General features: G+C 66.1%; 14 protein-coding genes. 4 read left to right on the plus strand and 10 right to left on the minus strand.

All coding sequences use genetic code 11. The annotated features are described in order from the left end of the window. Window positions 1-254: 254 nt before the first annotated feature. The 5 genes from I6E04_RS03155 to secA form a co-directional block, all read right to left on the minus strand. A complete protein-coding gene (locus tag I6E04_RS03155) occupies window positions 255-1,196 on the minus strand; it encodes a transketolase family protein (RefSeq protein ID WP_235421721.1) in 942 nt (313 codons plus the stop codon). Window positions 1,197-1,200: 4 nt separating this feature from the next. After that, entirely contained in the window at window positions 1,201-2,022 is an 822-nt protein-coding gene (locus I6E04_RS03160; protein WP_235421722.1) for a transketolase, read from the minus strand. 393 nt (window positions 2,023-2,415) lie between these two features. After that, window positions 2,416-3,306 carry a YitT family protein gene (locus tag I6E04_RS03165; RefSeq protein ID WP_235421723.1) on the minus strand — a complete coding sequence of 297 codons (891 nt, stop codon included), beginning with the start codon at window positions 3,304-3,306 and terminating at the stop codon, window positions 2,416-2,418. A gap of 76 nt (window positions 3,307-3,382) precedes the next feature. Continuing rightward, the gene (prfB, locus tag I6E04_RS03170; protein WP_235421724.1) at window positions 3,383-4,498 is read right to left on the minus strand and encodes a peptide chain release factor 2; all 1,116 of its coding nucleotides are present in this window, start codon (window positions 4,496-4,498) and stop codon (window positions 3,383-3,385) included. After that, a complete protein-coding gene (gene secA / locus I6E04_RS03175; protein WP_235421725.1) occupies window positions 4,498-7,308 on the minus strand; it encodes a preprotein translocase subunit SecA in 2,811 nt (936 codons plus the stop codon). The genes prfB and secA overlap by 1 nt, the downstream gene beginning before the upstream one ends. 421 nt (window positions 7,309-7,729) lie before the next feature. Between secA and I6E04_RS03180 the strand changes: the two genes are divergently transcribed. Next, the gene (locus I6E04_RS03180; protein ID WP_235421726.1) at window positions 7,730-8,227 is read left to right on the plus strand and encodes a pyridoxamine 5'-phosphate oxidase family protein; all 498 of its coding nucleotides are present in this window, start codon (window positions 7,730-7,732) and stop codon (window positions 8,225-8,227) included. Between the two features lie 286 nt (window positions 8,228-8,513). On the opposite strand, the gene rpmE is transcribed toward I6E04_RS03180, so the two are convergent. Beyond that, window positions 8,514-8,942: a 50S ribosomal protein L31 gene (gene rpmE / locus I6E04_RS03185; protein ID WP_235421727.1), complete on the minus strand. Its 429-nt coding sequence runs from the start codon at window positions 8,940-8,942 to the stop codon at window positions 8,514-8,516. A 222-nt stretch (window positions 8,943-9,164) separates the two neighbouring features. Between rpmE and I6E04_RS03190 the strand changes: the two genes are divergently transcribed. Both I6E04_RS03190 and I6E04_RS03195 read left to right on the plus strand, forming a co-directional pair. Then, window positions 9,165-9,452, plus strand: coding sequence for an ACT domain-containing protein (locus I6E04_RS03190; RefSeq protein ID WP_235421728.1), 288 nt, complete (start codon window positions 9,165-9,167; stop codon window positions 9,450-9,452). Between the two features lie 24 nt (window positions 9,453-9,476). Further along, window positions 9,477-10,319 carry an HAD family hydrolase gene (locus I6E04_RS03195; RefSeq protein WP_235421729.1) on the plus strand — a complete coding sequence of 281 codons (843 nt, stop codon included), beginning with the start codon at window positions 9,477-9,479 and terminating at the stop codon, window positions 10,317-10,319. Window positions 10,320-10,431: 112 nt separating this feature from the next. On the opposite strand, the gene I6E04_RS03200 is transcribed toward I6E04_RS03195, so the two are convergent. The 4 genes from I6E04_RS03200 to I6E04_RS03215 form a co-directional block, all read right to left on the minus strand. After that, window positions 10,432-11,226, minus strand: coding sequence for a Cof-type HAD-IIB family hydrolase (locus I6E04_RS03200; protein WP_066834199.1), 795 nt, complete (start codon window positions 11,224-11,226; stop codon window positions 10,432-10,434). 177 nt (window positions 11,227-11,403) lie between these two features. Further along, window positions 11,404-12,558 carry an iron-containing alcohol dehydrogenase gene (locus I6E04_RS03205; RefSeq protein ID WP_235421730.1) on the minus strand — a complete coding sequence of 385 codons (1,155 nt, stop codon included), beginning with the start codon at window positions 12,556-12,558 and terminating at the stop codon, window positions 11,404-11,406. 4 nt (window positions 12,559-12,562) lie between these two features. Beyond that, window positions 12,563-13,627 (minus strand): zinc-dependent alcohol dehydrogenase, encoded by a 1,065-nt coding sequence (locus I6E04_RS03210; RefSeq protein ID WP_235421731.1) that lies wholly within the window; start codon window positions 13,625-13,627, stop codon window positions 12,563-12,565. 66 nt (window positions 13,628-13,693) lie between these two features. Then, entirely contained in the window at window positions 13,694-14,572 is an 879-nt protein-coding gene (locus I6E04_RS03215; RefSeq protein ID WP_235421732.1) for a class II fructose-bisphosphate aldolase, read from the minus strand. A 192-nt stretch (window positions 14,573-14,764) separates the two neighbouring features. Here I6E04_RS03215 and I6E04_RS03220 point away from each other — a divergent pair, with 192 nt between their 5' ends. Beyond that, window positions 14,765-15,520 (plus strand): DeoR/GlpR family DNA-binding transcription regulator, encoded by a 756-nt coding sequence (locus I6E04_RS03220; RefSeq protein ID WP_235421733.1) that lies wholly within the window; start codon window positions 14,765-14,767, stop codon window positions 15,518-15,520. Window positions 15,521-15,667 lie beyond the last annotated feature (147 nt).

A 15,667-nucleotide genomic window follows, 5' to 3' on the forward strand; every position in this document is an offset into this window, starting at 1 on the left:
TCTCCACTCGGCCGTGACGCCATGCGCGGTGGACGCGGCGTCATCCGTGAAAAGTGTACCCTAACCCGGGCAGGGCCGATCGGACGCGCGGCAGGTCCAACGGATAGGCGCGCCGCGATGGCCCGCGCCGCCGACACCGGGCTTCGCCGCGGCGCTCGCAAGGAATCCCCGTATCGTATCGATAGGAAAAGCCGGGCACCGCGATGCGCGCGACGCCCGGCTTCGAAGCCTTCCGGCATGGCCGTGGTGAAACCCTAGGCCATGAACGCCTCGACGGCGGCCACGATGCCCTCGGCATCCAGACCGTACTTGTGCAGCAGGTCGACAGCTGGACCGGACTCACCGAACACGTCGTTCACGCCGACCTTCTTGACGGGGACGGGATGCTTCTCGGCAAGCGCGGCGCAGACGGCGTCGCCCAGACCGCCGATCACCGAGTGCTCCTCGCAGGTGACGACGCGGCCGGTCTTGGTCGCGCTCTCGACGATGACGTCCTCGTCGAGCGGCTTGATGGTGTGGATATTGATGACCTCGGCGTCGATACCCTTGGTGGCCAGCGTTTCGGCGGCCTCGAGCGCGGCCTGGACCATGAGGCCGCAGGCGACGATGGTGACGTCTTTACCCTCGCGCAGCTTGATGCCGCGGCCGATCTCGAACTCGTAGCCGTCGTGGTCGTTGATCACCGGCACGGCCAGGCGGCCGAAGCGCATGTAGACCGGACCGTCGAACTCGTAGGCGGCACGCACGGCGGCCTTGGCCTCGACGTCGTCGGAGGGTACGATCACCGTCATGCCGGGGATGGTGCGCATGAGCGCGATATCCTCGCAGCACTGGTGCGTGGCGCCGTCCTCGCCCACCGAGATGCCGGCGTGCGTCGCGCCGATCTTGACGTTCAGGTGCGGGTAACCGATGGAGTTGCGCACCTGCTCGAACGCGCGGCCGGCAGCGAACATCGCGAACGTGCTCGCGAACGCGACGCGACCGGTCGTGGCGATACCGGCGGCGAGACCCATCAGGTTGGACTCGGCGATGCCCGCATCGAAGAAGCGGTCGGGATAGGCGGCCTTGAACTTGCCGGTCTGGGTCGCCGCCGCGAGGTCGGCGTCCAGGACCACGAAATCGTCATGCTCGGCGCCGAGCTCGACGAGTGCCTCGCCGTAGCTCGCACGCGTGGCGACCTTCTTCACGTCAGCCATGTCTTTAAGCCTCCTTCGCGAGCTCGGCCATGGCCTGCTCGAACTGCTCGTCGTTGGGTGCCTTGCCGTGCCAACCGACGTTGTTCTCCATAAAGGACACGCCCTTGCCCTTGACGGTCTCGCACACGATGCACGTGGGCGCGCCCTCGGTGGCGCGGGCCTCGGCGAAGGCGGCGCGGATCTGGGCCATGTCGTTGCCGTCGGCGACCTCGATCACATGGAACTTGAAGGCGCGGAACTTGTCGGCGATGGGCATCGCGGAGTTGACCTCCTCGATGGTGCCGTCGATCTGCAGACCGTTGTGGTCCACGATCAGGCAGAGGTTATCGAGTGCGTGGTTGCCGGCGAACATCGCGGCCTCCCAGACCTGACCCTCCTCGATCTCGCCGTCGCCGAGCAGGCAGTAGGTGCGATACGCATCGCCCCAGTGCTTGGCGGCGAGCGCCATGCCCACCGCGGCGGAGATGCCCTGGCCGAGCGAGCCGGTGGACATGTCCACGCCGGGCGTGTCGTTCATGTTGGGGTGGCCCTGCAGATGGCTGCCGATATGGCGCAGGGTCTCGAGGTCCTCCTTGGGGAAGTAGCCGCGCTCGGCGAGCACGGAATACAGCGCGGGCGCGCAGTGGCCCTTGGAGAGGACGAAACGGTCGCGATCGGCCTTATGCGGATCGGCAGGGTCGATGTTCATCTCCTCGAAGTACAGGTAGGTGATGATATCGGCCGCGCCGAGCGATCCGCCGGGATGGCCGGACTTGGCGGCGTGGACGGCCGTCACGATGCCGCGACGGACCTCGTTGGCAACCTTTTTGAGCTCGTCGTCGCTCATTGGTGCCTCCTTTCGTGGGCGTGCACGGGGACATGCCCTTCCCCGCGTCACATAGACCATGCAACGGCACCGTTCGGGTGCCGACCTCGACCGTTCGGAGCGCGTCGGCGCTCCGCCCGCAGGCACCTTCACCATACCACACGCCGCTGTTCACCTCGTGCGCTTTCGCGTAACGGAGTCAAAGCGGCCACGAGCGTGCGTCCATCGGTCGCGCGAGGGTAGGGCCCTTCGCTGGTCCTCGGCCTTCGGCCTGCGGAATCGCTCAGGGCCCTGTCCGCGCGACCGGTGGGGACGTTCCACCCAAAACGACCACGGGGGCGCGCCGCCCTGCCATGATGCGGCAAGGCGGCGCGCCCCCGTTCGTCACGTGCACATCGGCCTGTCGTCGTCCGATCAGTCGCCGAGCTCCTTGAAGCCCTCGCCGATCGCCTCGGTCACGTCCGTGAAGAACATGATGGCCTCGGGATCGCGCTGGGCGACGATCGTCTTCAGGATCGACACCTCGCGCCGGTCGAGGATGATCATCAGCATGGGGCGGTTCTTGCCGCTCCACACGCCGCGCGCGGCGAGCTCGGTCACGCCGCGGCCCATCTCGTACATCACGTCGTCGGCGATGGCGGCGTGCGACTCCGAGATCACGAAGGCGGCGCGGCGGCGGTCGGTGCCGTCGACGACGCGGTCGATCACGATGCCCATGAGGACCATCGCCAAGGCCGCGTACAGGGCGTTCTCGACGGAAAAGACCGGCGCGCTGCCCACGCACACCGCCACGTCGATCGCCATGACGGTCGAGCCGACCGGCAGCGAGGTCTTGCGCGAGATGATCTGGGCGATGGTGTCCGAGCCGCCCGTGTTGACGCCGCAGCGGAACACCAGCCCGTAGCCGAGACCCGAGATGATACCGCCCCACAGGGCGCACAGCATGAGGTCGCCCTTATCGAACGGCACGACGAAGGGGGCGAACAGATCGGTGAAGAAGCCGAGCAGCACGAAGCCGGTGATCGTCTGCACGGCGTAGCGCGCGCCGCCCGTGCGGACCACGAACAGCAACAGCACCGCGTTCATGACGATGGTCTGGATACCGACGGGCAGGTTGACGCCCGCACGGCGCCCGAGCTCGGCGATGATGGTCGCCAGACCCGTCAGGCCGCCGGCGGCCAGGCCCTGGGGGACCATGAACATATCGACGGCGAAGGCCGCGATGGCGCAGCCCACCACCACAAAAGGAAGGTCGCGGACGAACCGCGACCGTATGATGCTCTGGATATCGATTCGCTTCGGCATAGCCCTCCTCGCACCGATCGGCTCACGCTATTGTGCCACAACGGCGCGGCACGGCAATCGGCGGCGGGCGCGGCGCCTACTCGTTGCCGGTCGCCCAGCGGTGGTACCCCACGACGAAGCGGTCCAGATCGCCGTCCTCGAGGACGGCGTCCACATCGCCGGTTTCCACGCCGGTACGCAGATCCTTCACCATCTGATAGGGATACAGCACGTAGCTGCGGATCTGGTTGCCGAAGCCGATGTCGGTCTTGGGACCGCGGATCTCGTCGAGCGCCTCGGCGCGCTTCTGGAGCTCCAGCTCGTACAGGCGCGCCTTCAGGATCTGCATGCACGCCGCCTTGTTCTGGATCTGGCTGCGCTCGTTTTGGCAGGTCACGACGATGCCCGTCGGCAGGTGCGTCACGCGCACGGCGGAGTCGGTGGTGTTCACGCCCTGGCCGCCCGGACCGCTCGCATGGTAGACGTCCACGCGGATGTCGTCGGGCGCGACCTCGATCTCGATGTCGTCGGGCAGCACGGGGATGACCTCGACGCCGGCGAACGTCGTCTGGCGGCGCTTCTTGGCATCGGTGGGGCTGATGCGCACCAGACGGTGCACGCCCGCCTCGGCGCGCAGCATGCCGAAGGCGTTCTTGCCCTCGACGGTGAACGTGGCGCGGTCGATTCCGATCACCTCGGCGGCCGGGCAATCGTTGATCGTGACCTTCCATCCGCGGCGCTCGCAGTACTTCATGTACATCTTGAACAGCATGAAGGTCCAGTCCTGGGCCTCAAGACCGCCCTGGCCGGGCTTGATGGTCACGATGGCGTCGCCATGGTCGAACTCGCCGGTGAACCACGACGACAGCTCGAGCTCGTCGATCTTGTCGCGCAGGGACGCGGCGGTCTGGGTCGCCTCGGACAGGAGCTCCTCGTCCCCGTCCATCTCGGCGGCGAGCTCGAGCGCGGCACGCGCATCCTCGAGACCCTCGCGTGCGCGGTCGACCGCCTGCACGTCGTCGCGGACGCTCGCGAGCTCGGCCATGGTGGTCCGGGCCGCCTCGGCGTCGTCCCAGAATCCCGGGGCGGCGCTGGCGCGCTCGAGCTCCGCGACCCGCTCGCGTTTCTCATCGACATGGAGGTAGGAGGACACCTCGTCCAAGCGCTCCGAAAGCGCGTCGAAGTCCTCGGCGGAGACGAACTCGCGCTCCATTAGCGGTTCCTGCCGTGACAGTTCTTGAACTTCTTGCCACTGCCGCATGGGCACGGGTCGTTGCGTCCCACGTTGGCGTACGGATCGTTCTCGGCCTTCACGTACGTGCGCACACCGGCGCCGGCGGTGCCGGCCGTGCCCTGCGGAGCGCGTCCGACCTGGTCGGCAGCCTGAGCGGCGGCCTGGTTGCGCAGAGCGCTGCCACCGTCCGGATCGGCCGGACCCGAGTAAGTTGCATGCGAGAGCGCCGGGGACTCCGCCGGCTCGGTCGCAGGCGTGGCGCGCTTGACCTCGATGCGCAGGACGGTGCGCAGGTAATCCTCGTACATGGTGTCGACGAGCGTGTGGAAGGCCGCGAAGGCCTCGGACTTGTACTCGACGAGCGGGTCGCGCTGGCCGAAGCCGCGCAGGCCGATACCCTGCTTGAGATAATCCATCTCCTGCAGGTAGTTCATCCAGCGCGTATCGATGACGCGCAGCATGACCTGGGTGTTGAGGTCGCGCATGAGCTTCTCGCCGAGGTTGTCGGCCTTGCGCTCGTAGCACTGCTCCACATAGGCCAGCACGTCGCGCTTGAGGTCCTCGTAGGACTCGTCGGCAAACGTCGGGGCGTCCTGCTTGCCCGTGAGCTCGACGAGCCACTTGTGCAGACCATCCAGGTCGCGCTCGCCGTCGTGCGAGTCGACCGCGCAGAACTCCTGCACGCAGCGCGAGACGGTGTCGTCCATGACGTCGTCGATGTGGCCGGCGAGGTCCTTGCCGTCCAGGATCTTGTTGCGCTCGGCGTAGATCACCTGGCGCTGCTTGTTCATGACGTCGTCGTACTCGAGCACGTTCTTACGCATGGAGAAGTTGATGTTCTCGACCTTGCGCTGCGCGCCCTCGACGGCCTTGGAGATGATCTTGTTCTGGATCGGCATGTCGTCGGGCATGTCGTAGCGCTGCATCATGGCGCCGACCTTGTCCATGCGCTCACCGCCGAACAGACGCATGAGGTCGTCCTCGAGCGACAGGTAGAACTGCGTCTCGCCCGGGTCGCCCTGACGGCCGGAACGGCCGCGAAGCTGGTTGTCGATACGGCGGGACTCGTGGCGCTCGGTGCCGATCACGCACAGGCCGCCGGCGGCGAGCACCTGCTCGCGCTCCTCGGCGCACTGCGCCTTGGCATTGACGAAGTTGGCGTCGTAGGCGCGCTCGTACTCCTCGGGCGACTCGACCGGGTCGATTCCCTGCTCCAGGGTCTGCTCGCGGGCGAGCTCCTCGGCGTTGCCGCCGAGCAGGATGTCGGTACCACGGCCGGCCATGTTCGTGGCGATGGTGACGGCACCCAGGCGGCCCGCCTGGGCGACGATATGCGCCTCGCGCTCGTGGTACTTGGCGTTTAAGACCTCGTGCGCGATGCCGCGCTTGTTGAGCAGGCGCGACAGGCGCTCGGAGCTCTCGATGGAGACGGTGCCCACGAGCACGGGCTGGCCGACGGCGTGACGGGCGGCCACATCCTCGGCGACCGCGTTGAACTTGGCGTCGACGGTGCGGTAGACGAGGTCGTCGTTGTCCTTGCGGATGACGGGCCTGTTGGGCGGGATCACCTGCACGGCGAGGTTGTAGATCTCGCGGAACTCGGCGTCCTCGGTGATGGCGGTACCGGTCATGCCCGCGAGCTTGTCGTAGAGACGGAAGTAGTTCTGCAGGGTGATGGTGGCCAGCGTCTGGTTCTCCTCGCGCACGAGCACGCCCTCTTTGGCCTCGATGGCCTGGTGCAGGCCCTCGGAGTAGCGGCGGCCCTCCATGATGCGGCCCGTGAACTCGTCGACGATCTTGACCTCGCCGCCGGTGACCACGTACTGCTTGTCGCGGTGGAACATGTACTGGGCCTTGAGCGCCTGCTGCAGGTGGTTCACGAGCTGACCGGACAGGTCGGCGTAAATGTCGTCGATGCCCAGACGCTGCTCGATCTTCCTCAAGCCCTGCTCGGTGGCGGCGATGGTGTGCTTGGCCTCGTCCATGACGAAGTCGCCGGTGGGCTCGGGCTTCTCGCCGCCCATCATGGCGTCGAACTCGGGCTCCTCACCGCGGGTGAGGCCGCGGACGGCGCGCGCGAAATCCTTGTAGGTGCTGGCCGACTTGGTGCCCGCGCCGGAGATGATGAGCGGGGTGCGCGCCTCGTCGATGAGGATCGAGTCGACCTCGTCGACGATGGCGTAGGCATGGCCGCGCTGCACGCGTTGGGCGGCACGGATGACCATGTTGTCGCGTAGGTAGTCGAAGCCGAACTCGGAGTTGGTGCCGTAGGTGACGTCGGCGTCGTAGGCGGGACGCTTTTTGTCGAGCGGCATGCCGTTTTGCAGCAGGCCGACCGTGAGGCCCAAGAAGCGGTAGATGCGGCCCATCCACTCGGAGTCGCGCTTGGCGAGGTAGTCGTTGACCGTCACGATATGGACGCCCTTGCCGGGGATGGCGTTGAGATAGCCGGCGAGCGTGGAGACGAGCGTCTTGCCTTCGCCGGTCTTCATCTCGGCGATGTGCCCTTCATGCAGGGCCATACCGCCGATGAGCTGCACGTCGAAGTGGCGCAGGCCCGTCGTGCGCTTGGACGCCTCACGGACCACGGCGAAGGCCTCGGGGAGCATGCCGTCCAGGCTCTCGCCGCCCGCGTACCGCTCGCGGAACAGGTCGGTCTGGTGGGCGAGCTCGGCATCGTCCATCTTCTCGTAGGTGGGCTCGAGGTCGTTGATCTTGTCGACGATCTTCTCGTAGCGCTTGAGGTCTTTATCCGCTCCGAAAGAGAGCAGCTTGGACATGAATCCCATACGGTGTTCCTTCTCGTATCTCGTGCGCACGGAATGTGCGCAGACACAGCCGAGGATTACTCTAGCCAAACGACGTGTCCGATATGCGCAGGTTGCGTGCAGACACAGGGAAACCACGGCGGTGATCGCGCCCGCCGGTCGTGGGCGGGCAGGGCCCTTCGCTGGTCCTCGGCCTTCGGCCTGCGGAATCGCTCAGGGCCCTGCCCGCCCACGACCTTCGACCCCCGTCGATGAGTTTTGGCGGTAATCGGGGTTGGAGCTCGTCCACCGCAGTGACGCGGGGCCGTTGACGGCGACCGGACGGATGCTCGCTGCGCTCGCCCCCGTCCGGTCGCCGTCAACGGCCCCGCGTCACTGCGGACACTGTTTCTCGAAATGATTGGGTACCATGGTCGTAGGCGCTACGGACAGGAGAGGTTTTATGCGACAGATGAGATTGCGCAAACGCGCGGTGACCGACGTTGGCGAGATCCGACGGATCATCGAGGGATGCCAGGTGCTTCGAATCGGCTTGACCGACGAGGAGGGCATGTTCATCGTGCCGGTCAACTTCGGATATGCGTGGGATGAGGCGGCAGGAATCCCCCGCTTCTATGTGCATTCGGCAAGGCAGGGGCGCAAGGCGGAGGCGATTGCCGGCGGCGGTGCCGAGGGGGTGGTCGTCGCGTTCGAGCTCGATCGGGATGGCGGGAATATCGTGGGTGATTATTCGTGTGCGTACTCGCGTTCCTACGAGAGCGTCATGGGATGCGGGCGTATGCGCGAGGTTGTGGATGACGCGGAGCGCGAGATGGGGTTGCGCCTGCTCATGGCGCATGCGGCGCCCGGGGCGCCGGCATCGTTCACGCATGAGGGCATGGGGCGCGTCGCGATCTTCCGGCTCGACGTCGAGCAGCTGAGCGCCAAGCGACGGTCCTGATGAACTGGCGACCAGCGCCAATCGGGCGAAGATGCGTTTACGGTTCGGTTTTTGGAGGTACAGCGAAGTAGACGCGTGAGACGCACCTCCTCTACCTGCTGCTTCTCATCCCGAAAACGCGCTTGTACTCGGAAGGGGCTCGAAAAACCGAACCGTAAACCACATTGAGGCTCGAGCTCCCTATTCGGCGGCACATGTAATAAGCCTCCAGGATGTTTTCACGCAAGAAAACGGGGCCCCGCGATGGCGGAGCCCCGTTTCGATCCCGATGGGATATGTGCGCGAGTTACTCGGCAGCGGCCTCGGTGACCTCGGCCTCGGCGGCAGGAGCCTCGACGGCCTCCTCCGCAGGAGCCTTCGCGGCCTCAGCGGCGGCCTTCTTCTCGAACTCAGCGGCACGCTTGGCCTTGGCAGCAGCCTTGGCCTCACGCTCGGCGGCACGCTTGGCGGCCTCCTCCTCGGCCTTCTTGGCGCGCTCGGCCTTCTTGGCGGCCTCGCGCTCGAGAGCGGCCTGGGCGGCACCGCCGAACTTGTCGGCGAAGCGCTGGACGCGTCCGCCGGTGTCGACGAACTTCTGCTGGCCGGTGTAGAACGGGTGGCACTCGTTGCACAGCTCGACCTGCATCTCGGGCTTGGTGGCGCGGGTGACGAAGGTGTTGCCGCAGCTGCAGCGCACCGTGCACTCGACGTACTCGGGATGGATTCCGGACTTCATGGCAGGGCTCCTCTTCTATCTGGCCCTGGTTGCCGACCAGGGCGCAAAGGGTGTCTTGGTTTCCGACCAAGACATAAACAGCCTGCCTAGAATAGCACAGCTCGCACGCACCCACAAAATGTCCCGAAATGCTCCTGTCCCCTTTTTGGACGCGGTCCCCTTTCGGGACATCTCGGGATACAATGATGCGGGTATCCCGTCACGACCGTAAAGGGGGCCTCCATGGCCGAAACCGCATCCAACCGCATCGTCGTCACCGTGCTCGGCAAGAACCGCCCCGGCATCGTCGCCGGCGTCACCCGCGTGCTCGGCGAGGCCGGCGTCGATATCCGCGACATCACGCAGAGCATCATCGAGGACATCTTCACCATGACCATGCTCGCCGACATCTCGGAGAGCAGCCTCGACTTCCACGAGCTGCAGGAGGCGCTCGCGCACGCCGGCGAGCTCGCGGGCGTCACGGTCACCGTCCAGCGCGAGGACGTATTCAACTTCATGTACCGCCTGTAGCGCACAGCGGCGGAAAGGACAGCCATGATCGTATTCTCCGACATGGACGGCACGTTCCTCACCACCGACAAGCGCGTGAGCGAGGGATCCATGCAGGCGCTCGACAAGCTGGCCGAGCATGGTATCGAGTTCGTCCCCTGCACGGGCCGTGCCCTCGTGGGCATCCCGCAGGAGGTCCTCGCGCACCCGAGCGTGCACTACGCCGTGAGCTCCAACGGTGCGGTCGTGAGCCGCATCGCATGCGACGCCGAGGGCGCCGTCTCGTCCGAGACGCTGCGCCGCGTGCCGCTGTCGCGCGCGAAGGCCCTCGAGGTGCTGCAGATCGCACGCGCCCACGACGTGACCTTCGACATCTTCGCCGACGGGCACAGCTACCTGCGTCGCGACCTGTACGACCGCCTGGCCGAGTTCGTCCCCGACGACCCCGGCACGCTCGATTCGATCCGCTGGAACCGCGCGCCGGTCGACGAGGAGCCCGAGCAGACCCTCGCGCGCGTCGACGCGCTCGAGCGCCTCGCCATGTACTGGTACGACCCGAGCGACCGCGACGCCATCGTCGAGGCGCTCCGCCATGTCGACAACATCACCGTGACCCGCTCCTACCCCATGAACATCGAGGTCATGGACAAGGACGCGTCCAAGGCGGCGTCGATGGCGTGGCTGTGCGAGCAGCTGGGCATGAGCGCTGCCGATGCCGTCGCGTTCGGCGACAACTTCAACGACATGAGCATGATCGAGCTTGCGGGTCTCGGCGTGGCCGTCGCGAACGCCGAGACCGAGGTGCGCGAGGCGGCGGACATGTGCTGCGCGAGCAACGACGAGGACGGCGTGGCCAGCGTCATCCTCGAACGCCTCGGCCTCAGCTAGGGAGACGCCGATCGATTGCTTTCGCGCAGGCGCCCGGCACGGGGCCGACTGACGCGAAGTGAGCCGGTCGGCATGGGACCGACCGGCGCGAAATGAGCCGATCGGCGCTTTTCTAGTCCAGCTCCTCCAGCACGCGGCGCAGCTCCGCCTGCACGGCATGGTCGCGGTTGCAGCCGACCACGCGATCCGCCACGGCGCGCAGGGCGGGGCGGCCGTTCGCCATCGCGCAGCCGCATCCGACGAGACGGATGATCTCGTAGTCGTTCATGGAGTCGCCAAAGGCCATGACCTCCTCGGGCGCGATGCCGTAATGGTCCATGAGCTGCGCGATGCCGGTCGCCTTCGACACGCCCGCCTGCATGGCGTCGATCCACGCATTGCCCGAAGGCGCGAACACGAACTCGTCGCCCAGCTCGCGCGACAGCACGTACGCGTAATCCATCACCGCGCCGTCGTCGCAAAACACGCTCGCCTTGATGATGTTGACCTCGGCGCTCGGCAGCTCCCAGATTCGCTCGACGTTCGGAAGGTCCTTGTCGACCTCGCGCACGAACTTGCCCTCGTCGTCGAGCAGGTAGGACTTCGTGCGGTCGAACAGCGCCAGGTGCAGGTTGTCGAACATGCCGACGGTGCGCGCCAGCCTTTTTATGGCCAGGTGCGAATAGACCTCGCGGTCGACGAGCTCGCCTTCCGCATACACCTGCGCGCCGTTGGACGCGACGAAATCCATCAGGTCGACCACGGGCTCGAAGAACTCGCACAGACGGTCGTAGCGACGGCCCGAGGAGGCAGCGAAGCGCACGCCCTTCTCGCGCAGCGCGCGGATGAGGTCATAGGTCTCGGGCGGCACCTGGCTGCGCTCGTCGAGCAGCGTTCCGTCCATATCGGATGCGATGAGTTTGATCATAGGGGCATTCCCTTCATTTCCTATCTTTTTGCACACTGTGGGGCTTCCTACCCAAAAACAGCCCGGACCTAACAGGGATCCGGGCTGTCTGACCATACCTTTACGTCTCCATGACACGCGCGTGGCACACAGCGGCGCCAGACCGGCTGCGCTCGCGCCGGACGACGCCACGGGCGCCTATGCGCTGATAAGGCAATCGTAGATGGCCTTGAGGTCTGCCGCGCAAAGCGGCTTGATGGTGTTGGAGGGACTGCCGCTCGCCATGGCGTCGGCCGCCATCTTGGGAATCTGCGCCCGAAACGCGGCTTCATCGATGCCGTGCTCGCGCAGCGTCGGGATCCGCAGCTCCTCGAGCAGGCCCTGCAGCGCGTCGAGCAGCTCCAGAGCGGCCGTCCGATCGTCCTCGGCGCGGCTCACGCCGGCATCGCGCGCGACGGCGGCGAACTGCGGATAGGCCCCGTCGACCACGAAGCGCAGGCACTCGAGCACGATCATCGCGTTCGACAGGCCGTGCGGCACATGGAACAGCGCGCCGATGGGCCGGCTCATGCCGTGCACGATCGTGACGCTGGCGTTCGAGAAGGCGATTCCCGCCTCCGTCGCGGCGATGGCCATCTGCTCGCGCGCCCCCACGTTCGCCCCATCGCGCCAGCACGCCGGCAGGTTCGCGAAGATGAGCCTGATGGCGGAGACCGAGAAGGTGTAGCTCATCGGCTGCATCTTCTTGGACGTCGCCGCCTCGAGCGCGTGGCACAGCGCGTCCACGCCCGCGTTGGCCGTCACGACCGGCGGCGCGGTGAGCGTGAAGCGCGGGTCCACGATCGCCACGTCCGGCATGACCGAGGGGCCGGCGAGCAGCATCTTCACGTCGTCGCGCGTATTGGAGATGATGGTGAAGCGCGTGACCTCCGAGCCCGTGCCCGCTGTGGTGGGGATCGCCACGAGCGGCGGGCGTTCGCAGGCGATGGTGGCGCCCATCTGGTCGTCGATGTCCGCATCGAGGGCGACCATGCAGGCGATGGCCTTCATGGCGTCGATGGGACTGCCGCCGCCGAGGCCGATGTACATGTCGCAGGGCCGCTCGCGCGCGAGCTCGACGCCGTGCGCGATCATCGTGTCGGTCGGCTCGCCGGTGATGTCGCTGTAGACCGTGACGGCGATGCCGACCGAGTCGAGCGCGGCGGTCAGCGTGTCCAGGTTTCCGAGCGCGACCATGAGCGGGTCGCACACCACGAACGCGCGTGTCCCGAACCCGCGCAGGATATCGAGCGCATCCTCGAGCGCGCCGGCGCCCGTCACGATGTTACCGGGGATGGAGAACCGATACGCCATCGTACTACTCCTTCCCCATGATGACGGCGGTGCGGTAACCGCCGGGCTGCACGGCATGCTCGAAGGCCGCCGTGATGTCGTCGAACGCGAAGCGGGCGGAGACGAGCGGCGAGACGTCGATGATCTTCTCGCCCAGCAGGCGGCACGACTCCTTGAAGTCGACGTAGTCGGCCATGAGCGTGCCATAGAGCTCCATCTTGCCGTAGTGGATCTTGTTCACGTCCACGCCGACCTCCGGCGCCGGATAGCCCGCCGCGAAGAAGAGCACCTTGCCGTGGAACTTCTTGAGCATGCCGAACGCCTGCTGGTTGGCGACCGTGAGGCCCACGGCGACCACGACGCTGTCCGCCCCGCGCCCGTCGGTGCGATGACGCACCTCCTCGACCACATCGCAGGTCGAGCCGTCGACGACCTCGAGGCCGAGCTGCTCGGCGACGCGGACCTTGTCCGGCATGACCTCCGTGACGATGACGCGGGCACCGCTGCGCGCCGCCACGAGCGCGTTCAGCACGCCCATGGTGCCCGCACCGATGACGACGATGGTCTCGCCCTCGTGCGGATCGATCTTGCGCAGACCGTTCACGACCGTGGCGAGCGGCTCCAGAAAGCCCGCCTCGGGCGCCGGGATGCGCTGCGCGAACTTGTAGATGGACTCCTGCGACTGCACGACGTACTCGGCGCACCCCTCGTAGCGGCCGTAATAGCCGTCGGCCCACTGCGTGTCGTAGGACTTCACGCCGGGCGCCTCCGAGGTGCGCCCGTCGCGCGCCTCGTCGGAGTACGGGTCGTACTCGTGGCTGCCGCCCACGAAATCGCCGGGCTCAAGGCCGCGTACGGCCTCGCCCACCTGCAGGACCTCGCCCGCCCACTCATGACCGAAGGTCATGGGCAACGGACGGTTCGTGCGCGCGCCGCTCCATAGGCCGAACTCCGACGTGCACAGGTTGCACGACATGATCTTGACGAGCGCGTCGTGGGGGGCCAGGTCGCGCAGGCGCCTCTTGACGATCCACGCATCATGGGGTCCTGCGATGATGGCCGCACGGGTTTCGGAGACGATAGGCTTCATGGTTACTCCCCTTCCGCTGCCGCGCCGAGGTGCCCGACAGCTTGACGTAGACAGACGATGGCGAAACTAGATCCTGCCAGCGGAATCGAACAGCTCGATATAGTGCATGAGCTTTTTCTGATAGCCGTCGCGGCAGCTGTCCTCCATGAGCTGCGCGGGCTTCTTCTTGACGTTGGTGAACTCGTCGGCGCTCGCGACCTCCGCGGTGCCGGCGCGCACCGCGAACTCGTGCTCGAGCGCCTCGAACCATGCCTCGCCGAGCTCCGTGTACAGATTCACCTTCTGGATACCGGTCTTCACCGCACGGTGGAGGTTGTCGTCGCCCGTGCCCGAACCGCCGTGCAGGACGAGCGGGATCTCGAGCATGCCCGAAAGCGTCTCGAGCAGATCGAATTCGAGGTGCGGTGTGCCCTTGTAGGCGCCGTGCGACGTTCCGACCGCAACCGCGAGGCAGTCGACACCGGTACGCTCGACGAACGCCTCCGCCTCCTCGGGGTGCGTCAGGCCGGCGTCGCGGGTCTTCTCGTACTCCACGCCCTGGCCCACGTGACCGAGTTCCGCCTCGACCGTCACGCCGACGGCATGGGCGATGCGCACGATCTCGGCCGTCTGGACGGCGTTATCCTCGAAGGGCAGCTGGGAGCGGTCGACCATCACCGAGCTGTACCCGGCGCGGATCGCACGGATGATGTGCTCGAAGGGACCACCGTGATCGAGGTTGAGCGCCCACGGGATACGCGGGTGCCGTGCGCCGACGAAACGGGCGATCTCGCCGGTCTCCTCGATGCCCATCGCGTAGCCGACATCGAGGATGATGGGCGCACCGAGTTCCTCGGCGGCATTGAACGCCGCTTTGACGCTCTCCTTGTTCCACACGTTGGGCGCCGCGACGGCATAGCCGCCCCGCTTCGCCTCGATAAGCAGATCCCTCATAGGCTCGAGCATGATCATCAGTCCCCTCGTCTCATCTGAGCCTGTCTGGCACTTTAGAAATTACAACTCATTGTTTGAGAATTCAATACTCATTTCGCAAGTTTCTCAAAATTCTTTTGTAGTTTCTAAAGTTTCAAGGGAAGTAGTTCGCCTTTCGGGCAGCCATCTTTTAGAATCTTTTGTAGAAACGAAAGGACCCCACCCATGATGAACGAACGCCGCGAGGCCATCGTGCGCCTGGTCGACAGCCAGGGCAGCGCCACCATCGCCCAGCTGAAGGACGCCTTCCCCGAGGTGTCGGAGATGACGATCCGCAACGATATCAAGGCCCTCGACGCCGACCATCGGCTCGTGCGCATTTACGGCGGCGTGCGCTCCATCGAGACCGCCGTGGGCGCGGACGGCCTCATCGACCTGCGCCGCAACAAGAACGTCGCCGCCAAGAACGCCATCGCGCGCAAAGCGGCGGAGCTCATCACCGCCGGCACGAGCGTCTACCTCGACTCGGGCAGCACGGTAGCGGCCCTCGCCGCCGCCCTGCCCGACGTGCAGCTGCAGGCGTTCACCTGCGGCATCTACAACATCCTCGAGCTCGGTCGCTACAGCTATATCAAGACCATCGTCCCCGGAGGATCGCTCAACCGCTACAACATGTGCCTACACGGGAGCCGTGCGGTGCGCGAGGTCGCGCGCATGCATTTCGACCAGGTGTTCATCGGCGCGTCCGGCTATTCCGCCTCATGTGGATTCACCTGCGGCTCCGACGAGGAGGCCGAGCTCAAGCGGACGGCCATCGAGCGCGCCGACACGCGGATCATGCTGTTCGACTCGAGCAAGATCGACCACGCCTCGACGTTCACGTTCTGCGACATCGACGACATCGACATCATCGTGACCGAAGACGGACTGCCCGACGAGCTGCAGGCGCGCTGCCAGGCCGCAGGCGTCCGCATCCTGTAGACTTCCCGCGGTTTTCGTCCGCCGGAGCACGCTCAAAACCGATACCCCAGTTTAGGGTTCGGTTTTGGGAGGCCCCCTTCGGTATACAGCGCTCTCGCCATCACGAAAGGCCAGCTCAGAGCGTCGACAAAAGAGCGTCTACTTCGA

Origin of the sequence: Collinsella tanakaei, from assembly GCF_021531055.1 — a bacterium.
GTDB classification, from domain to species: Bacteria; Actinomycetota; Coriobacteriia; order Coriobacteriales; family Coriobacteriaceae; genus Collinsella; species Collinsella tanakaei_B.